Here is a 20,096-nt window from a genome sequence, read left to right on the forward strand (position 1 = left end):
GTCTTAGCGCGACATGTTGTAGGTGTTGGAAACCTTCAATTCGCTTTGCGGCAAATGGGGCAGCGCGTTTTCAAAATTCGCAGGCCCCTCGAAGGTAAAGGAGGCGGCCTTGATCTTGAAATCGCCCGGACAGTGGAACACGACATTGCCGTTCTCGATCGTAAGCGCGGCGCCGCCGCTCGCCATGACAGTCTTCGTGCGCCCTGTAACCAACACGTCGGCGCTAGCGCTTGCCACCCGCAGTTGCTTGTCGGCAAACAGGTCCATCGCGTCGCTCTGTGCCTGAATCTCGACCTTGCCCTTCGCCGCGAAGATCTTCAGCCCGAGCTTGTGCGCGCACAGCGAGATCAGGTCGCCAGCGGCCAGCGTGAAGCGCTTTACCGCGCTTACGTCAACGTGCCGGCCGGCGCTCACCATCACGTTTGCGCTGGCGGCCTGCTGGATTGACTGTGGCGTCACCAGCGCGATGCCGCCTGGTGCGCTGGCGATCAGCCCTGCGCTCTTGAGTTGGTCCAGCGCGTCTTTCAGGCTCGCCTGGGTCGCCTTGTCGGCGGGCACTGCCTTCGCCTGCGTGGTGGTGTCGACCAGCGCGGTCACGCGGCTCAGGGCCGACTGAAGCTCCTGGAGCGCCGCCTGCATCTCAAGCTGCGGGGCATTCGGGCTCGACAAGCCGTCGGCTGACAGCATCAGGCCCTTCGCCCCGTGCACGGTGCCCCAGCCCTGCGTGTTGATCTCGAAGCCCTCGCCGCGCTTCTGTTTCTGGCTGTCGACCAGATAGCCGAGGCTGACCGACGACTTCATATGGACCGTCGCGACCTTCGCGCCTTCGCGGCCCTTCAGATCCTCGAAGCGGATCTTTGCGCCTTGGAGCGGCGAGCGCCATATCGCGCGGCTGTGCCAGCCAGCGCTGCCATGCACAAGGTCCGGGTGCGCATAGTCATGCAACGCCCCGGCGATATACATGCGGTCCACGTCCCCGTTGGTGCCTTCGAGCCGGACCTCCGTGCCGGGCAGCAGCGGCGAATGGAAGCCCCCCTGGTACGAGGCACTGGGGCGCAGGAGACGCAGCGGCATGGTGTTCACGCCCCGCTTGCCCGTGCGGCGCTGGAAATGGGGCAATACCCGGTAGCGGCCGGCTTCGTCCAGCCACGCGTAGGGGCCGTCGTCGCCCGACTCGACGGTGGCGGTCAGCGTGCCGCTGATCCAGCGCCAGTCCCGCTCGGGGATGTACTCGGGGCGATACGTCAGATGCGAGGGCGTCGCCTCGAAGGCGTTGATGACCGGCTGGCTGCGACTGCCTGTCGTGACAAGCTTGGTGATCACGACGCCGTGTTCGGCCTCGGGCATCTTGTGGTTGGTCAGGCGCACCACCATGCCAGGCATCATGCCGATCACGTTGCTCCTGCCCTTGAACGTGGTCTGCCGGGCGATCAGTTCGTCGCGTCTGGCGTCGGCCAGCATCTGCCCGACTTCTGCCGTGTGATGGTGCTCGGTGCTGCGGTTCACGCTGCCGTACACGGAGGGGTCGTCGCGTGCGACGTACGACTCGGCCTTCAGCGGATCGGCTGGCGTACGGTAGTTGTGCTCCCGCAACTCGACCATGGCCGGCACCAGTTTGCGGACCGAGCTGATCGACAGCACCGCCTCATGCCAGTTGCCAGAGAGGCCCGAAACCGGCATCAGCGGCACCTCAAGCGCGCGCACGTAGCCGCGCGGCGAGTTGCCGAACACGATTGTGTCGCGCTGTGGCCCGTCTGCCTTGCGGCCCTGCTTGAAGTAGAAGAAGATGCCAGCGCGCCGGCAATGGCGCGCCACAAAATCCCAGACGGTTTCCTCATACATGAGCGCCTGCTCGAAGCGCTCCTCGACGCCTTCCAGCTTGAACTCGACGTCGAATGACTCGATCAGGTGGCGGTCGATGATCGACTCGGCGATCATGTCCTTCACTGTCTTTTCCAGGAAAATTCCCGAGTCGTACACCTGCCTGAACAGCGCAACACGTGGCTCGATGCGCAGCCTGTAGGTTGCCTCGTCACGGCTCGTGCTGACACGCTCCCATTGCGTCACCACGCCATTGACCGTGCGGGCGGGATTGATGACCGGGTCGACCAGGTCCGGCAACGATGGGATCGCGGCGCGCTCGTCGATCGTGAAGGTCGACCGGCGCCCCACGCAGGCTGCGCCGTCGATCGTCTTGTCGATCGACGTGACGGTAATGTCCGCCACGTAGGTTTCGTTGAACCCTTCCTCGATACGGAATTCCAGAACATCCAGCGGTGAGGCGAGCGTAGCGATCGCGAGCCCGAGATGCTGGGTCAGCCTGGCACTCGGATGCTGCAGAACATCATTGAGGGTTCGCATGGCGGCGGTGAAGTCCGGTTTCTCGTTGATCGGCACGGGCACGTATGCCAGTGCCGTTTCGCGAAACAGGCTAGCGCACTAATTCAAGGGGTGTCTATCGGACAAGTCCTAACTTGAGTTGATTTCTCATTCTTTAAGACTTGATTTCCTATTTTTTAAGAATTTTCTGCCCATTCTTTAAGAAATATCGATGGCATTTGACTTGCATGCCGACATTGACTGGCGCTGGATGACGTTGGATAGCGGCGAATGAGCCAGGCGTAAGCACGCCGCGTGCCGGCAAGACCGGTTAAGCTTGCGCCACCGCAACCACGCCGCTTGCCATGACCAAGCCGAGTACGGACCCGAGCGCGCCCGAAGCCGCGCTGGCAGTTGAGTTGACCATTGCGCTGGAGGCCGGGCTGACGGCGGCCATCACGTATCTGAACCAGGGCAACATCGATGCCGCTGCCAGCTATGCGGCCGCGCTCATCGGCCGCTACCCGGCGCATCCCGCCGTGTGCCAGCTGAGCGCGCAGATTGCTTTGCAGCGTGGCGAGGCCACGCTGGCGCGGCGGCACATCGCGCAGGGACTCTCGCTGCGGCCGGATCATCTGCCCTCGCTACTGATCGCCGGCCGGGCGGCGCTGGCCGATGGCGCGCCGGCAGAGGCGCTGCCGCCCCTGCTGCGCGCCTGCGCGCTCAGTGGCAATGCCCTGGAGCCTAGCTATCTCGCCTGCCTCGCCCGGTTGCAGAGCGGGACGGCTGATGCCGTGGCGGAACTGGGCCTGCTGATCCAGCGGGCGCCGGGTTTTGCGCCGGCGTGGCTCGAACTGGCGGAAGCGATGCGCAAAGGCGGCGAGCTGCAAGCCGCGCTGGCGGCGCTGGACCGCGCCCTGGCGCTGGAGGGCAATATCGCGCGCGCGCATTTCCAGCGGGGCAAAGTGCTGCATGCGCTCGGGCGCAAGGCCGAGGCCGCCGGCGCCTTTGCCAGTGCCGTGGCGCTGGAGCCGCACAGCCGGGAGGCGCGCCTGAACCTGGCCATCGCGCAGCAGGAACTCGGCGAACTGGGCGCCGCGCAAGCCACGCTGGAAGCCCTCGTCGGCGCGCATCCGCAGGACTACGACGGCTGGATCCAGCTTGGGCTGGTGCGGCAGGACCGGCGTGACCTGCGCGGTGCGCAGGCCGCCTTGCGCAGCGCCCTGGCCTGCCAGCCGGACGCTGCGCCGGCGGCGGTCAACCTTGGCATCGTGCTGCAGGAAGACGGCCAGCCCGATGCGGCCCTGGCCGCCTATGCCCACGCCTACCGCGTTGCGCCGGAGACCTTCGGGCGCATTGCGCAGGCGCTGTGCTCGGGACCGCACGGCCGGCTATGGGCCAACCTGGGCGCCTTGCGTGCCTTGCTAACCAGCCTCGGCGGCTCGGGCAACCCGGGCAGCACTCAGGACTGACCGCCCCGCTCGCGCGGCGCGCGAAAGCGCTTGCGGTACACGCCGGGCGTGGTCAGTACCTCCGCCGCCAGCTTCTCGTAGCGCCCGGCGCCCTCTGCGTCGATCGTGCCGAAGGACAGTTCAAGCTCCGCGCGCGGCACCGGGCAGCACTGCGCGACCGGCGTGCCTTTGGGCAGGACACCGTCGAACCCCGTGTCGGTCCATAGCGCCGGGAAATTGATGCCCACGTCATGGAAGCGGTCCGCATCGACCAGGCCGCTCAGCGTGCGGAACGGCAGATCCCAGCGGTTGGCCGGATGCATCGCCAGCAGCGACCACCCGGGCGGCAGCTCGATGGTCCAGAAGCTGTTGAATTTCAGGGCGACGGCCTCCGAGTGCAGTGGCGTGCCGCCCAGTTGCTCGGGCACGTGAAAGCTCAGCGGCGCGCGCGGATGGCCGTCGATGCCCGGCTCGGGCAAGTCCCAATCCCAGGAGAACACGCCACGCTCCACGCGCACGTCACATGGCAGCAGAATCACAAAGCCGTGGGTCATGGCGTCGATGAACGGCGGGCATTGCTTGATGGTGCGGATGTCGCGGCCGTGCAGGGGCGAGAACGCCTTGGGACGCATCGCCCGCACCCACTCCGGCAGCGCCTGCTGGGCAGGCTGCGGGCGCGGGAGGTAGTCCTGCAGCAGCGGATCGCAACGGAAGGTCACTTGCATGGCGTGCATGGCTTGGCTAGGTGGAGGCGCTCGATGTGCCGGAGTGGCCATGCAGTGTAGGGGCGAAGAGGCGAATGCGTCTAGCTGCCGGGCCCGCCGCCCCACCCCTTACCCAATGTCCCGGCAGTCATGACAATTTGGGCGGCATTCGCACAATCGCCGCTTTGGTAGTTGCCTTCCTGCCCGCGTCCAGCCACAATCCGCGCTTTTCCGAACGCCCCGCCTGCCGCGAGCGCAACCGGCCACTCATATTCAATTCCCAATGTCAGCCATGTTCCCGCCGTTATGAACGAATGCTGCCCCTCCCTTAGTCTTGCGCCATGTCGGACCGGCAGCGCCAGCACGGAGTGGCGAGCAAGCGGCCGACAGCGGCGTACCGGGCTGCATGCAGTGCCGAATGCGACACAGACCTTGTGCGCAGCGGCCCGCATGACGGCCTCGGCAACGACAACGAAAAAGCGAGACAGCCTGGGTATGAGCGACGTAGCCGCCGCCCCAGCGCACCACAAAGGAGACACTCCGCCATGCTTGAACAGCCGTTCCCCGGCCGTGCCACCGCCCCTGGCACCGACGCGATCGAGGCCAAGGCCATCGACGCCGTCACCTCCATGGAGGCCAAGGGCTTCCTCGACCGGTACTTCCAGATCAGCGAGCGCGGCAGCACCGGGCGCCGCGAGGCATTGGCCGGCGCCACCACCTTCATGGCCATGGTCTACTCCGTGTTCGTCGTGCCGGGCATGCTCGGCAAGGCGGGCTTCGATGGCAGCGCCGTGTTCGTCGCAACCTGCCTGACCGCGGCATTCGGCTCCTTGTTGATGGGCGTGTGGGCCAAGCTGCCCATCGCCATCGGCTGCGCGATCTCGCTGACCGCTTTCACCGCGTTCGGGCTGGTGCTTGGTCAGGGGCTCTCCCCGGCCGTTGCGCTTGGCGCGATCTTTCTGATGGGCGTGGTCTTCACCGCCATTTCCGTGACCGGCGTGCGCTCCTGGATCCTGCGCAACCTGCCGGCCGGCGTGGCGCACGGCACGGGCATCGGCATTGGCTTGTTCCTGCTGCTGATCGCGTCCAACGACGTGGGCCTGGTGATCAAGAACCCCGGCGCCGGCCTGCCGGTCGCACTGGGCAAGATCACCGCCTTCCCGGTCGTCATGTCGATCCTCGGCCTGGCCGCCATCTTCGGGCTGGAGCGGCGCCGGGTGCCGGGCGGCATCTTGCTGGTGATCGTCGCCATCTCCGCGCTGGGCCTGGCCTTCGATCCCGCCGTCAAGTTCACGGGCGTGTTCGCGCTGCCCGCGCTGAGCGCGCCGGGCCATGCCTCGCTGATCGGTGCGATGGACATCAAGGGCGCGCTGTCGCTGACGGTGCTGCCTAGCGTGCTGGCACTGGTGATGACCGCCGTGTTCGACGCCACCGGCACCATCCGCGCCGTCGCGGGCCAGGCCGGCCAGCTCGATGCGAAGGGCCAGATCCCCAACGGCGGCCGTGCCCTGACCACGGACTCGCTCAGCTCGATCTTCTCGGCCTTCTTCGGTGGTGCGCCCGCTGCGGCCTACATCGAATCGAGCGTTGGCGTGGCCGCCGGCGCAAAGACCGGCCTGGCCGCGGTGGTGGTCGGCCTGCTCTTCCTGGCAGTGATCTTCTTCTCGCCGCTGGCCGGGCTGGTGCCTTCGTACGCGACGGCACCTGCCCTGATGTATGTGGGCCTGTTGATGCTCAGCAGCGTCAGCAAGCTGCATATGGACGATATGGTCGACGCCATGGCCGGCCTGGTCTGCGCGGTGTTTATCGTGCTGACCTGCAATATCGTCACGGGCATCATGCTGGGCTTCTGCACCCTGGTGATCGGCCGCCTCGTGGCCGGTGAATACCGCAAGCTGAACGTGGGCACCGTGGGCATCGCGCTGGCGCTGGCCGTGTTCTACGGCGGCGGCTGGGCAATCTGAGGCTTGACGGCCGCGGCACCGCCCGCGGCCGGTGTCGCCACGCCAGTGGGTACTGAAAGCCAGCGCAACGATGACACTGGCTTTTTTGCGAAGCGGGCAAATTCCCGTCCCGCTTCTTTTTTTTAGCGGCCTTGCCGTCTAGCGAACGGCCGCAAATCGCACCGCCTCACGCCGCCTCAAGCCGCCTCACGCCGCCGCGCGCCGTTGCGGCACCGATGCCTGCGTCGTGGCTGCCAGCCCCTGCGCCAGGTCGGCGATCAGGTCCTCCGGTGCTTCCAGGCCGATATGCAGGCGGATCACCGGCTCGGCGCCACGCCAGTACGAGTGTTCCGCCAGGCGCTCCGGCGCTGCCACCTGCACCAGGCTTTCATAGCCGCCCCATGAAGCCCCCAGCCCGAACAGGCTTAGCGAATCCACCAGCTTGCGCGCCGCCGCCACATCGGCGCCCGGCAGCGAGAACGAGACCAGCCCGTTGGCGCCGGAGAAATCCCGCAGCCACAGCGCGTGGCCGGGGTCCGAGGGCAAGGCCGGATAGAACACGCGCCCTACCGCCGCATGCGCATCCAGGAACTGTGCCACCGCCAAGGCATTGCGCTGGTGCTGGGCCAGCCGCACGGCCAGCGTGCGGATGCCGCGCAGCGCCAGGTAGGCATCGTCCGCGCTGATGGCCAGGCCGAAGCCATCGTAGGCATCGGCAATGCGGCGCGCCAGCGCCTCGTCCTTGACCACCACCGCGCCCTGCATCAGGTCGGAATGGCCGCTGATGTACTTGGTCGATGCCAGGATCGATACATCCACGCCGAGCGCCAGCGGCTGCAGCACGTGGCCGGAAGCCCACGTATTGTCGGTGGCCACCACCACGCCATGGCGGTGCGCGATCTGCGCAAGGCGCGGCAGGTCCAGCACCTCGTACAGCAAAGAGCTGGGCGACTCCAGGTAGAGCAGCCGCGTGTTGGGGCGGATCAGCGTGTCCAAATCGTCCTGGCTGGGCGAGAAGTAGCTGACCTCGATGCCCAGTCGGCGCAGCAGCGTTTGCGCCAGCCTGCGTACCGGCGCATAGACGCTGTCCACCACCAGCGCATGGTCACCCGGCGACAGCAGCGCCAGGAAGGTCAGCGAGATCGCCGCCAGCCCCGAGGGGGCCAGGAAGGTGCGGTTGCCGCCTTCGAGTCCGGCAATCGCGTCTTCCAGCGCGCGGTGCGTATCCATGCCCTGCCGGCCATAGGAACTGACACGCTCGCCGCGCGCATGGCGCGCCCGGATATCGTCATAGGCGTCCGAGTTCTCGAAGCGCACGGTGCTGGTGCGCACCACCGGCACATTGACCGGGCCGTGGCCCTGGACAAAGGGCGGCGTGCCGGCATGGATCAGTTGGGTATCGCGATGATGGCTCATGGTTCCTGGATCGGGATATTGGCTTGCGCCGCGCTCAGACGGCAAAGCGCAGCTTGTCGAAAGAGAAAACGAAGGGATCGGCCTGCGCGCGCGGGGCTGCGCCGAGCGAGCGGTTGAGAAAGGCGCGCGTGCGCTCGCTGCGCGGCGCGCTGAAGATGCGGCTGGCCGGGCCGTGCTCGACAATGCGCCCGCCTTCGGTGAAGTAAACCTCGTCGCTGATTTCCTCGGCAAAGCGCATCTCATGCGTCACCAGCAGGCAGGTCAGCCCCTCCTCGACCAGGTCGCCGATCACGGTCAGCACCTCGCCCACCGTCTCCGGGTCTAGCGCCGAGGTCACCTCGTCGAACAGGATCAGTTCGGGCTCCATCGCCAGCGCGCGGGCAATCGCGACACGCTGCTGCTGGCCGCCGGAGAGCTCGCCCGGATACGCGCCTGCCTTGTCGGCCAGGCGCACCTTGCGCAGCAACGCGATGGCGGTGGCCTCCGCCTGGGCACGGCCGCGCCCCAGCACGCGCAACGGCGCGATGGTGAGGTTCTGCAGCACGGTCAGGTGCGGAAACAGGTTGTACTGCTGGAAGACAAAGCCCACACGCTTGCGCAGCGCAATGCGCTCGGCCTCGCTGCGCAGCTCGCGCACCGAAACGCCGCCGACCATCACCGTGCCCTGCTGCGGCTCCAGCAGGCCGGTAAGGCAACGCAGGATGGTGGACTTGCCCGAGCCGGACGGCCCGATGATGGACACCGCCTGCCCGCGCCGCACTTCCAGGTCGATGCCCTTGAGCACCGGGTTGCCGCCAAAGGCAAGGTGCACGTCCTTGAGCGCAACCAGCGGCGCGGCAGCCTCGGGGACCACGGACAACACGGGTCCGCCGTTATGTTCAGGCAACAGCATATTTTTGTTCCAGGAAACGGGTGAAGCGCGAAATCGGGTAGCACCAGGCAAAGAACATCGCCAGCACGGTGAAATAGATCAGCACGGTAAAGGCGGTCTGGTTGACGGTATTGCTGGCCATCTGCGCGGTATCGAGCAGATCGTGCACGCCCACCAGCGAGGCCAGCGCGGTGCCCATGGTGAGCGTGGCGTACAGGTTCATCCACGGCGGCAGCATGCGGCGCACGCATTGCGCAACGATGATCAGCCGCAGGATCTGCAAGCGCGAGAACGCCATCGAGCTGGCCGCCTCCCACTGCGTGAGCGGAATCGACTGCACCGCGCCGCGCAGCACCTCGGCCACATTGGCGCTGGCCGGCAGCGCCAGCCCCACCACCACCTTGAACCAGTCGGGGAACGGCACGATATGGCTGCCGATATTCACCTCGAACGGGAAGACGTAGGTGGAGAAGTAGATCAGCACCAGCCAGGGCGCATTGCGGAACACCTGCACGTACAGATGCGCCGGGCGCGACAGCAGCGCCACCGGCGACAGGCGCAACGCGCCAATCAGCAGCCCGCCGGCCGTGCCCAGCAAGATCGCCAGCAGGCTCACGCCGATATTGACCAGGAAGCCGCGCACCAGCGCCGGCGACCATTGCCAGGCGCTGGCCAGCGCGCGGGCCAGGTCCGGATGGCGGGTCGCCGCCAGCGCCACCGCCACCAGCGGCAGGAGCCACAGCAGCCCCGCATAGCGACCGGCGCGCGACGTTGCGGGCGCAGCGAGATAAGTGGAATCAGCGCTCGCCATAGCCGGGCATCCTTAGTCGAAGTTCCAGCCAGTTACCCGCCTGGCTGACCGCCCAGGTCAGCAGGCCGAAGAACAACAGCAACAGCACCATCAGTTCCAGCACGTTGTCGCGCTGGGTCCAGATCATGATGGAGGCGTAGGTGATATCGCCCACCGCAATCGCGGACGCCACCGCCGTGGCCTTGACCAGCTCCACGGAATTGTTGACCAGGGCAGGCAGGGCAAAGCGCACCGCCAGCGGCAACTGCACGCGCCAGAGCAAGGTGCGGCGATCAAAGCCGAGCGAGGCCGCCGCTTCCAGCGTGACCTTGGGCACGGCCTCGATGCCAGCGCGCAAGGCTTCGGCATGAAACACGCCCTTGTGCAGCGACAGCACCACCACCACCCACAGGAACGGCGTAAGCGGATTGGTCCGGTGCGCGTCCTGCAAGGCATGGGTGATCAGCATGTTGAGAACCAGGAAGGCGCAATAGAGCTGCACCAGGGTTGGCGTGTTGCGGGTGACTTCCACAAACGCGCGCGTGGCACCGGCCAGCAGCGCATTGCGCGAAGTCAGTGCCGCCGCCATTCCCACGCCGGCGACCAGGCTGCCGGCCAGGGTGCAAAGCACCAGCTGGATGGTTACCCAGGCGCCATGCACGAAGGAGGCGCGGTCATAGGCATCGGCGAGGAACGCGTAGTTCAGGCCGAGGCGGTGCGCCGCATCGATCCACCAGGCAATCGCTGCTTCCATCAGGAACGGCCGCCCTTGAACTTGTCATGCAGCTCGGTCAGCGCCGGCGACGGCGGCAGGATGCCGGCCTTCTTCTCGGTGGCAACCAGCCAGCCGCTGCGATGCCAGTTCTGCACGATGCGGTCCACCGCGGAAATGGTGTCCTGCTCGCCCTTGCGGGTCCAGATCACGGTCGGCGCGGGATTGAGCTCAGGCAGCACGATGCGGTAGTTCTGCCATTCCGGGTTGCCCCGCACCAGCGGCTGCAGCAGCGTGTTGTCGTGCACGGCGCCGGCGCAATTGTCACCGCGCAGCGCCAGCAGCGATTCCGCCGAGCCCTTGAAGCCCTTCGGGATGGCGCCGTATTCCACCTGCACCGCACGCGTATAGCTGCTGCCCTGCGAGATGCACACCGTCTTGCCCTTCAAGTCTTCCCAGCGGCGGATATCGCTTTGCTTGGGCACGATCACGGCGCCGCCCACACGATAGTAAGGCGTAGGCGCGTGGCCCAGCTGCTCACCGCGCTCGGCGTTGTATTCCATCGCCGCGATCAGCACGTCGACCTTGCCCTGCTGCAGGAACTGCACGCGATTGGACGGCTGCACCTGCACCGTTTCCAGCTCCACATTGAGCTGCCTGGCCAGGTCCTGCGCGAGGTCCGCATTGAAGCCGACGGGCTTTTGCGTGGCGGGATCGATCGAGCCGAAGGCGCTGCCGGACAGCATGATGCCGACCACGATCTTGCCGCGCTGGCGGATCTTGTCGAGCGTGGCGTCGGCCTGCGCGGCGCCGGCAAAGAAGGTACCGGCCAGCAAGGCGGCAGCGAAGGCGAGAGGACGCGGGGAGCGCAGCGAAAGAGTGCGGGTCATGGTGTGTTCGAGTTCTTGTTGGCTAAGTCGTGGTTGATGCATTGCAGCCGACAAACTGTACGCAAGCACCGACGGGCACGGAACGAATAAAAGAGCCAATCGTTATGCGCATTCCGTTGCCCGTGTCAGCACAGCGCGTCCGCATATCCATGCGCGGAAAGATTCGTTGGCCGCGGAGGCCACGCTTTCTAAGCTTGGCGCTCGATTCGCCTCAGGCATTACCGTCATGCAACGTCGCACCCTGTTCCGCGCCCTTCTTTGCCTGCCCGTCGCCGCTGCTGCGGCCGCCATCGCTGGCGTACCCTTTCACAGCGATGCCACGCAGGCCCCGCAGGCTTTCCCCGCGCGACCCGTGCGCATCGTGGTGCCGGTGGCGCCCGGCGGCAGCGCCGACAAGCTCGCGCGTACGCTGGCGCTCAAGCTCAGCGAGAAATGGGGCCAGCCCGTGGTGGTGGAAAACGTGGTGGGCGCCAGCGGCACCCTGGGTGCCGCGCAGGTGGCGCGGGCCAAGCCTGACGGCTACACCTTGCTGCTGGGTGGCGAAGGCGTGACGCTGAACGCCTCGCTGTTCAAGACACTGCCGTACGATGCGAGCCGCGCGTTTCGCGGTGTCAGCAAGGCGGTGGTGAATCCGCAGATCCTGGTCGCCAGGCCGGATCTTGGCGTGCGCAACCTGCAAGACTACATCGCGCTGGCACGCAAGAAGCCCGGCGAGGTCACGCTTGGCCTGCCCGGCAATGGCGGCATTGCCCACGTGGCCCATGAAATGCTTTCGCGCCAGACCGGCATCAAGGTCAACTACATTCCCTATGCCGGGGGCGCGCCCGCCACGGTCGACCTGCTTGGCGGGCACATCGACGCAACGCTGATCACGCTCGCGGCGGTGACCGATTACGTGCGCTCCGGCCGGCTGACTGCGCTGGCGGTGACCACGCCTTATCGCTCGAAGGCGCTGCCACAGGTGCCGACCATGGCGGAGGCAGGTGCCGCGGGTTTCGCGGTGGAAAGCTGGCAGGGCTTGCTGGCGCCTGCGGCTACGCCGGCTGCTGTGGTGGATCGCATTAGCCGCGATGTTGCGGCTGTGCTTGATGTGCCGGCTACGCGGGGGCAGCTGGAGGATGCGGGGTATGTTGTGGTGGGGTCTTCGGCGCAGGAGCTGGATGCTGCTTTGGCTCGGGATTTGCCTAGGTATGCTTTGGTGATTTTGGGGGCGGGGATGTCGTTGAGGTGATTTTTTTGGGGTTGGGTTTTGCTTCGGCTTCGGCTGGCTTCGGCTGCTTAACGTCAAAGGCAAAGGCAACTGCAGTTTCACCACCCCTGCGGGGCGGCGACCTACTTTCTTGTCTTGCCAAGAAAGTAGGCAAAGAAGGCGCCCCATACGGCCTAGGTGAACCTTGACGGCTCGCTTCGCATCGCGTTGGGGTGTGGCCCGCCCTTCGGGCGCTTCACACGGCTACAACAATGGGTTGATCTTGCCGCTGGTTGGCTCCCATCTCCCACTTGTGGGAGAGGGGCCGGGGGAGAGGGCGGGCGCTGGCCGAGGCGATGCCTTTGCGCCTACTGCTGGCTGTAATCCACCAGCCGTACCGGCAGATCACCGTCGCGTTCTAGTTGATCCACCAGGCCGATTTCCCAGTTCAGGTAGGCGTGCATCTCGGACTTCCGGCGGCTTTCATCCTCGTAAGCGTAGGCGCTGTACCATGCGTCTTCGTCGCCGGTCAGGACTCGCGCTGCGGCGGCCGTGCCGGCTTCGCCGGATTCCGTTGGCAGGCCAAGCGCTTGCCAGCGTGCGTTGCCGCCGAGCAGTGCGCGTACGTCGCGCTGGCCGGTGCGGCGCAACTCGGCCGCTACCGCTTGCGCCAGCACGCCGTCGGAAGAGGTCACCACGATGATGTCGTCGGCACTGGCATGCTCCAGCACCAGCGCGACCTTCTCCGGCGTGGCGAACCATGCACCGGGCAGGTGGCTGCGTCGGAATGCCAGGCTGCTATCCACATCCACCACCGTGACCCCGCCCTGCGCTTTCAGCGCGGACAGCGATGCGGCTTCGATCCATGGCGCTTCGACCTCGGAGGCGCGCAGCACGCGCACGGGCTCGGGGCCGGATTCGCGCGGTGCCAGCGGTGCCGGGCGGAACAGGTAGATCTCGTGGCCGCTGAACTGGGCCAGCCAGGCTGCCGTGATCTGTGCGCGCACGCCATCCCAGTCGGCCAGCACGATGCGGGCGCGGCGGGTGCCGGCGTAGGCATCGGTGGCCTGCACCAGCTGGCCGCCGGGCGCGCTGCGCCAGCCCGGCAGGTGGCCTGCGGCGTATTCCTCGGGCGAGCGGACGTCGAAGCGGTACAGCGTGCGGTCATCCGCCTGCTGCGTGAAGGCGGCTAGTTGCGCCGCATCGATATGTTGCACGCCAGCGCGCTGCGCCACGCGAGCGGCCCGTTCACGCGCCGCGGCCTGGGCGGCTTCGCCGGGCTGTGGCGCGAATCGGGTCTGGCCATGGTCGAGCTGGTAGCCGGCCAGCAGCCATGCCATGGTGCCGTCCTTGAGCGACACCACGCGATTGGGAATGCCGGCGTTGATCAACGTCTGCGCGCCCACGATGCTGCGCGTGCGGCCGGCGCAATTGACCACCACCAGCGTCTCGGGATCGGGCGCGATCTCGCCGATGCGGTAGACCAGCTCAGCCCCCGGGCAGTCCACCGCGCCGGGGATGCTCATGTTCTGGAATTCCGTGAAGGGGCGGCTGTCCACCACCACCACATTGTCGCCACGCGTCTGGTGCAGCTTGAGCGCCTCGGCGGTGATCCACGGCGTGTGCAGCTCGTGCTCGATCACTTCGCCGAAGGCTTTGCTGGGCACGTTGGTGCCGCTGAAGATTTCATAGCCGGCGGCCTGCCAGGCACGCGTGCCGCCCTCCAGCACGGATACGTTGGTATAGCCAAAGCGCAGCAGCTTTGCCGCGGCCGCGTGGGCGATATCCTCGACCAGATCCGTCACCACGATGCGCGTGGTGCGGCGCGGCACCAGCCGGTCGATCGTGGTCTCGAGCCGGCCCAGCGGCGCGGGCACGGCGAACAACAGGTGCTCACGCGAGAAAGCGCCCTCTTCCCGCGCGTCCAGCACCGCGAGCTCCTCCCCCTGGGCAATGGCGCGCTTGAGCGCGGCCGGGCTCACCAGCGGATGGCGGATCAGCGCGGGCGCGGCAAAGGTGCGGTAGCTGTATTGCGTGCCGCCCTCGGGCGCTGGGTCGAACTTCACGCGCTCGCTCAGGCGGGGCAGCGTGAGGCCGTAGAAGTGCAGGTGCAGGCCGGGCGTGTCGCCGATCAGTTCGATGGTATGCACGTCGGTGGGCGATAGCGTGATGGCATTGCCTGCCTGCACATCGAGCTGGCGCAGCGGTTCCAGCGTGTCGAGCCCGGGCTTGCTGCCCGGGCTGCGATGAAAGATCACGTTGCGCTCCACGCCGCGCACGCCGGCAATCACCGCCCAGGTGGTGTGGTCGTGCGGCGGCTGCGCCTTGCCCGGCAGGCCGGCCGAGGCGAACAAGGCGAAGCGGCCGTCCGGGTCTTCGGCCAGCCGGTAGATCGCGGCGGGCCTGGCCGCATCCACGGGGAAGTGCGCCGGCGGGAACAGGTGCGCCTGGCCAGCCAGCGCCACCAGTTCGTCGGCGATCGCGGCCAGCGGCGTCTTGTCGGCGGCGTGGCCGCCGGCGATCTCGCGAGCACGGGCGATGAAGGCGGCGACCGCCGCGGCGCGGGCGCCGCTCACGTGGTCGGTCGCGTCCGTGGCGTCGGCATTTGCGTCGGCATTTGCGTCGGCGTTTGCGTCGGCGTTTGCGTCAGTATCGGCCAAGGTCTGGGACAAGTCGGTAATGGTCATGGCGGGAAGCTCTTGAAAATGCTGGGCAGGTTGAAGCCTAAAAGAAGTTGCGCCGGGCGCTAACGAATCAGATCGCAGATCGTTATGCCGTGCCTGGCGTGGGCATCATGTCGCCTTGCACCGGATCAAAACCGAATATGCATCGGCGATATTGTTCGTTCTTCCCGGGTCCCGCACTCCGTAGAGTGGCGCACGGCCGCCACCTGCCACGGCATCGTATTCATAACCGGATCTCCCCCCATGACGACCCAGACCAACCAGACCAACCAGACCAACCAGACCAATCAGACCGATCAGCAAAGCCAGCGCAATGCGGCCATTGCCGCCACCCTCGCCGAGGTCTGCGCGCTGACGGCACAGCGCGAGGTGGATCGCGCCACGCTCGGGCAGGTCACCGCCGCCCTGCAAAAGCTGGCCGACCAGAAGGACCTGTTCGGCTTTGCCGAGTTCCCGCCGCCCAGCGACGGCACCGCCACCTCTACCCGCTACCGCCTGAGCGGAGAAGGCCAGTTGCCGGCGCTCTACCTCAATTCGATCGTGCCGGGCAAGAAGACCATCCCGCACAACCATGACACGTGGGCCGTCATCGTGGCCGTGCAAGGCGATGAGCTCAACCGCGTCTACCGCCGCACCGACGACGGCAGCAACCCCGAGCGCGCCAGCATCGAACTGGAGCGCGAGCTGGTGGTGCGCCCGGGCACGCCGATCAGCTTCCTGCCGCAGGACATCCATAGCATCCACGTGGTGGGCGACGCCCCCACGCTGCACTTCCACCTCTACGGCCGTCCACTCGAAACGCTGACGGGGCGCATCGGCGTGGAGCTGGAGAGCGGGCGCATTGTCAACTACAACGCCACCCAGATGAACCGCAGCGAGAAAGCAGCGGCCTGACATTGCGGCCAAGACGACAGCCCCATCCCTTGTTCACGCGGAGCACGCCATGACCCAATCCATCGACGCCGTCACCTTGCGCGGCTGGCTTAACGACGGCCAGCCCCTGGCGCTGTTCGACGTGCGCGAGCACGGCCAATATGGCGAGGGCCATCCCTTCTTCGCCGTGCCCCTGCCCTACAGCCGGCTGGAGCTGGATGTTGCCCGCCTGGCGCCGCGCCTGGCCGAGCGCATCGTGCTGTTCGACGACGGCGACGGCGTGGCCGAGCTGGCGGCACAGCGGCTGGCTGGCCTGGGCTACAGCAATCTCACGCTGCTGGCGGGAGGTGCCGCGGCGTGGGCCGCGGCCGGCTACACCTTGTTCAAGGGTGTCAACGTGCCATCGAAGACGTTTGGCGAACTGGTCGAGCACCAGCAGCACACACCGCGCCTGAGCGCTGCCGAGCTGGTGGCGCGCCGCGACAGCGGCGAGCCGCTGGTGCTGGTGGATGGCCGCACCTTTGCCGAGCACCAGAAGATGACCATCCCCGGCGCGCACAGCCTGCCCAACGGCGAGCTGGCCCTGCGCCTGGCGGCGCTGCTGCCGGATGCGCAGACCACCGTGGTGGTGCACTGCGCCGGGCGCACGCGCAGCATCATCGGCGCGCAGACGCTGCGCAACCTTGGCCTGCCCAACCCGGTGCTGGCGCTGGAGAACGGCACGCAGGGCTGGTACCTGGCCGACCACGCGCTCGAGCACGGCAGCCAGCGCCGCTACCCGGCGGCCCAGCCGGCCAGCGAGCTGGCCGAGGCGCGCGCTCGCTCGGCCCGGCTGCTGCAGCGCGCCGGCTTGCCCGCGCTGTCGGCCACGCAGGCGCAGCAGTGGCTGGACGATGAGAGCCGCACCACCTACCTGCTGGATATCCGCACCGCCGAGGAATTCGCGCAAGGCTCGATCGACGGCGCGCGGCACGCACCCGGCGGCCAGCTGGTGCAGGCCACCGACCAGTACATCGGCGTGCGCGGCAGCCGCGTGATCGTGTTCGACGACGACGGCGTGCGCGCACCGGTGGTGGCCAGCTGGCTTTACCAGCTGGGCTATGAGAGCGCCGTGCTCGCGCACGGCGTCAACGCCGCCATCAAGGCTAGCGCGCCGCCGCGCACCCTGCCAGCCCACGCCCTGCCGGTGCTCGACGCCAACCTGCTGCGCGCGCTGTACGCACAGGCGCCCGACGCGTTGCGCATCGACCTGCGCGAAAGCGCCGAATACGCCCGCGGCCATGCCGAAGGCGCGGCCTGGTCGATCCGCCCGCGCCTGCCCGCCACGCTGGACCGCCTTGGCGCCACGCCCGACCAGCCAGTCATCCTGATCGCGAGCGAGCCGCACGTCGCCAACCTGGCCGGGCAGGATCTGCTGGCCGCCGGCTACCGCCACGTGTACCGGCTGGCGGAGGGCTACCGCACCTGGCAGGCCGCGGGGCTGCCCGAGGCGGCCGAACCGGTGGGGTTGCCGCCGGAAGCGCGTATCGACTACCTGTTTTTCGTGCACGACCGGCACGAAGGCAACAAGGACGCCGCGCGCGCCTACCTGGCCTGGGAAACCGGGTTGATTGCACAGTGCGCGCCGGATGAGCTGGGCCACTTCCGCATTCTGGCGTCCGCAGGGCAAGCGGCAGACCAGAGCAAGGCGGCCTGATCGCACAGGCCATTATGTTATGACATATTAATTTTATATATATTATGCAATGACATAACAAACGCCAGTCGTGTGCTATTCTATTTCATATCTTTTGATGTGAAAATATGCCATGGCATCATTCTTTGATCAGCTCCAGGCACGCCGAGCCACACGCAAATCCTCGCTGGGGGAAGTGGCCCGGCTGATCGGCATGGCGCCGTCCAACCTGACCACGGCGCTGAGCGGTCGCAGCGATGTGCGCGCCTCCACACTCGAAGCCGTGGGTGCCGCGCTCGATGCGGAATGGGTCCTGGTGCCACGCGAGCACCTGCTCGCCGTGAAGCGCCTGGTCGAGGGCAAGGACAGCGGGCCGGACCGCGAGGCCAAGACCTCGGTGGAAATGTTCCTGGAGCAGGAATCATGAGCACCGGGCTGCGCCCGCGCTATCTGGAAGTGCACCTGCACGGCGTGCTGTGCGGCCATTTGTGCGAGGTCGGGCGCACCTGCCGCTTCGTGCCAGCGGAAGCCTTCCGCGGCGACCCGCTGCGGCCCACGCTCAGCCTTTCGCTGACCTTCCCCGGCAACGACACGCTGACCGCCTCGGTGCTGTCCAACCCCTTCCATCCCGCGCTGTACAACACCAACGCGGCGCTGCCGCCCTACTTCGCCGGGCTGTTGCCCGAGAGCGAGCTGCGCAAACGCCTGGAGGCCACGCGCCATCATCCCGAAGACCGCGACGATTTCGGCATTCTGGCCGCCGCCGGCGACGACCTGCCGGGCGCGGTGGTGGTGCGCCCCGCGCCCATCGACGCCCTGCCCGAGCACGTGCGCACCGTCGGCGTGACGGGCGGCGCGGACAACCTGGAAATTGCCGTGATCGAAGGCGCCACCGAAGGCGCGGCCTCGGTCTCGGGCGTGCAGAACAAGCTGGCGCTGTCCACCGCGCATGCCGGCAAGCGTTACACCATGCCCACCCACGGGCACCTCTCCGACCTCATCGCCAAGCTGCCCGCGCGCAATGACGACAGCCAGGTCTTCAACGAATACGTGTCGATGCAGCTGGCGCAGGCCGCTGGCGTGGCGGTGGCGCCATGCCGGCCCGCGCCGCTTGCCGCCATCGAGGTCGAGGGGCTGGCCGAGGCCCTTGGCCCCGGCCTGCACTTCCTCGCCGTGGACCGCTTCGACCGCGAGCCCGGCGGGCGCGTGCACGCCGAAGACGGCTGCCAGTTGCTGACCCGCATGCCTAACCGCAAGTATGGCGGCCATGACGCCTACGCCGCCCTGGTGCAACTGCTGGAGCGCCTGAGCGTGCGTGGCATCGAAGACGTGCGGCAGTTCTTTATCCGCCAGGCCGTCAATACGCTGCTGGGCAACAGCGACGCTCACCTTAAGAACTACTCCTTCCTGTACCGCAACGGCGTCGCCCCCGAACTCTCGCCCGCTTACGACATCGTCAGCGTGGCCGCCCTGCCGGGCTTTGCCGGCTTCGGCCAGAACGTGGCCATCGACCGCCAGCAGCGCGAGCAAACCCTGCAGACCTACCGCGAGTTCGCGCGCACGGCCCGGATCGCCGAGCGCATCGCCACCGCCGCCGTGAAGGACGCGGTGGCGATGGCGCACGAGCGCTGGCCGGCATTGCTGGAGCAGTTGCCGACGCCGGCGGGCATGCGTGCCGTGGTGCTGGAACGGCTGGCGACATTGCCGCTGGCACGGCGCAAGGCTTAGAGGCCTCTTGGTTCAACGCCGCTCAGCTCAGCCCATCCAGCACCACATGCTGCCCATGGATCGCCTGCGCCGCGTCCGAGGCCAGGAAGGCAATGGCGCGCGCCGCCGACGCAGTGGAGACCCAGTCGGTGGGATCGGCGGCGGGCATGGCCTGGCGGTTGGCATGGGTATCGAGCGTGCCCGGCGCCACGCTGTTGACGTTGACGCCGGCCCGGCGCACCTCGTGCGACAAGCTCTCCACCAGACGCTGCAACGCACTCTTTGACGCGCAGTAGGCGCCCATCGCGGCGGCCTCGCTGGCCGCGCCGCGCGCGGTCACAGCCACGACCTTGCCGGCGCCCTGCGCAAGCATGGCAGGCAGCAGATGCTGCGTGACGGCCACCAGCGACCAGGCGTTCAGATCCATCATCCGCATCCAGGACTCGCGGCTGAGCGCATGCACGGGCTCGCCCATCTCGAAGCCGCCGGCCACGTGCACCAGCACATCCACGCCGCCGAACGCGTCGAGGATGCTTCGCGCTGCCACGGCCATGCTGTCCGTTGAGGTCACGTCCGCCGCCAGCAACAGGTGCCAGTCCGCGGCCTCGGGCACCGGCGCGTGCGCGCGCAGCACTTCCACGTCGCGGTCAATCAGGGCCAGCCGCGCCCCCTCGTCTGCGAACGCCTGGGTAACGGCGCGGCCAAGCGCGCCACCGGCGCCGGTAATCACGATGCGGCGGGGGGATGCTGACGATGCCATGGTGTTCTCCTGTTCGGGCTCCTGCCTCCTAGTCACCATAGTCTGCCGCGCGTGAGGTGGAAAGCGCGTTGGAAGGCGAGGCGCAAAACCGGCGCATGCGTTCGGCATCGCC

16 protein-coding genes are annotated in these 20,096 nt (G+C 67.3%); 7 read left to right on the forward strand and 9 right to left on the reverse strand.

The features are described from left to right. Positions 1–3: 3 nt before the first annotated feature. The gene (locus tag A9975_RS05835) at positions 4–2,361 is read right to left on the reverse strand and encodes a type VI secretion system Vgr family protein (RefSeq protein WP_183031801.1); all 2,358 of its coding nucleotides are present in this window, start codon (positions 2,359–2,361) and stop codon (positions 4–6) included. A 323-nt stretch (positions 2,362–2,684) separates the two neighbouring features. On the opposite strand from A9975_RS05835, the gene A9975_RS05840 reads away from it, so the two are divergent. Continuing rightward, positions 2,685–3,791 carry a tetratricopeptide repeat protein gene (locus tag A9975_RS05840; protein ID WP_183031802.1) on the forward strand — a complete coding sequence of 369 codons (1,107 nt, stop codon included), beginning with the start codon at positions 2,685–2,687 and terminating at the stop codon, positions 3,789–3,791. Here the strand turns inward: A9975_RS05840 and A9975_RS05845 are convergent. Further along, positions 3,782–4,495, reverse strand: a complete 714-nt coding sequence (locus tag A9975_RS05845) for a hypothetical protein (protein ID WP_183031803.1) — start codon at positions 4,493–4,495, stop codon at positions 3,782–3,784. The two genes, A9975_RS05840 and A9975_RS05845, sit on opposite strands and share 10 nt — an antisense overlap. 524 nt (positions 4,496–5,019) lie before the next feature. Between A9975_RS05845 and A9975_RS05850 the strand changes: the two genes are divergently transcribed. Further along, positions 5,020–6,438: an NCS2 family permease gene (locus tag A9975_RS05850; protein WP_370563975.1), complete on the forward strand. Its 1,419-nt coding sequence runs from the start codon at positions 5,020–5,022 to the stop codon at positions 6,436–6,438. Between the two features lie 186 nt (positions 6,439–6,624). On the opposite strand, the gene metC is transcribed toward A9975_RS05850, so the two are convergent. Genes metC through A9975_RS05875 form a run of 5 tightly spaced genes read right to left on the reverse strand, consistent with a single transcriptional unit; the run spans position 6,625 to position 11,096 of the window. Next, positions 6,625–7,833, reverse strand: coding sequence for a cystathionine beta-lyase (metC, locus tag A9975_RS05855; RefSeq protein WP_183031804.1), 1,209 nt, complete (start codon positions 7,831–7,833; stop codon positions 6,625–6,627). Positions 7,834–7,867: 34 nt separating this feature from the next. Further along, entirely contained in the window at positions 7,868–8,725 is an 858-nt protein-coding gene (locus A9975_RS05860) for an amino acid ABC transporter ATP-binding protein (RefSeq protein ID WP_220810637.1), read from the reverse strand. Then, positions 8,712–9,515, reverse strand: coding sequence for an amino acid ABC transporter permease (locus A9975_RS05865; protein WP_183031805.1), 804 nt, complete (start codon positions 9,513–9,515; stop codon positions 8,712–8,714). Before A9975_RS05865 ends, A9975_RS05860 begins: the two co-directional genes overlap by 14 nt. Further along, positions 9,502–10,248 (reverse strand): amino acid ABC transporter permease, encoded by a 747-nt coding sequence (locus A9975_RS05870; RefSeq protein WP_183031806.1) that lies wholly within the window; start codon positions 10,246–10,248, stop codon positions 9,502–9,504. The genes A9975_RS05865 and A9975_RS05870 overlap by 14 nt, the downstream gene beginning before the upstream one ends. Beyond that, positions 10,248–11,096, reverse strand: coding sequence for a transporter substrate-binding domain-containing protein (locus tag A9975_RS05875; RefSeq protein WP_183031807.1), 849 nt, complete (start codon positions 11,094–11,096; stop codon positions 10,248–10,250). The genes A9975_RS05870 and A9975_RS05875 overlap by 1 nt, the downstream gene beginning before the upstream one ends. A gap of 226 nt (positions 11,097–11,322) precedes the next feature. On the opposite strand from A9975_RS05875, the gene A9975_RS05880 reads away from it, so the two are divergent. Next, the gene (locus A9975_RS05880) at positions 11,323–12,327 is read left to right on the forward strand and encodes a tripartite tricarboxylate transporter substrate-binding protein (protein WP_183031808.1); all 1,005 of its coding nucleotides are present in this window, start codon (positions 11,323–11,325) and stop codon (positions 12,325–12,327) included. A gap of 326 nt (positions 12,328–12,653) precedes the next feature. Here the strand turns inward: A9975_RS05880 and A9975_RS05885 are convergent, their stop codons facing one another. Beyond that, positions 12,654–14,972 (reverse strand): rhodanese-like domain-containing protein, encoded by a 2,319-nt coding sequence (locus A9975_RS05885; RefSeq protein ID WP_220810638.1) that lies wholly within the window; start codon positions 14,970–14,972, stop codon positions 12,654–12,656. Between the two features lie 240 nt (positions 14,973–15,212). On the opposite strand from A9975_RS05885, the gene A9975_RS05890 reads away from it, so the two are divergent. The 4 genes from A9975_RS05890 (at position 15,213) to A9975_RS05905 (ending at position 19,245) form a co-directional block, all read left to right on the forward strand. After that, positions 15,213–15,863: a cysteine dioxygenase family protein gene (locus tag A9975_RS05890; RefSeq protein WP_183031809.1), complete on the forward strand. Its 651-nt coding sequence runs from the start codon at positions 15,213–15,215 to the stop codon at positions 15,861–15,863. 49 nt (positions 15,864–15,912) lie between these two features. Next, positions 15,913–17,538, forward strand: a complete 1,626-nt coding sequence (locus A9975_RS05895; RefSeq protein WP_183031810.1) for a rhodanese-like domain-containing protein — start codon at positions 15,913–15,915, stop codon at positions 17,536–17,538. Between the two features lie 112 nt (positions 17,539–17,650). Then, positions 17,651–17,944, forward strand: coding sequence for a helix-turn-helix transcriptional regulator (locus A9975_RS05900; protein WP_150992224.1), 294 nt, complete (start codon positions 17,651–17,653; stop codon positions 17,942–17,944). Beyond that, positions 17,941–19,245 carry a type II toxin-antitoxin system HipA family toxin gene (locus tag A9975_RS05905; protein ID WP_183031811.1) on the forward strand — a complete coding sequence of 435 codons (1,305 nt, stop codon included), beginning with the start codon at positions 17,941–17,943 and terminating at the stop codon, positions 19,243–19,245. The genes A9975_RS05900 and A9975_RS05905 overlap by 4 nt, the downstream gene beginning before the upstream one ends. 22 nt (positions 19,246–19,267) lie before the next feature. On the opposite strand, the gene A9975_RS05910 is transcribed toward A9975_RS05905, so the two are convergent. Beyond that, entirely contained in the window at positions 19,268–19,984 is a 717-nt protein-coding gene (locus A9975_RS05910) for an SDR family NAD(P)-dependent oxidoreductase (protein WP_183031812.1), read from the reverse strand. Positions 19,985–20,096: the final 112 nt, after the last annotated feature.

The sequence above is a fragment of the Cupriavidus sp. UME77 genome (assembly GCF_014170355.1).
GTDB classification, from domain to species: domain Bacteria; phylum Pseudomonadota; class Gammaproteobacteria; order Burkholderiales; family Burkholderiaceae; genus Cupriavidus; species Cupriavidus basilensis.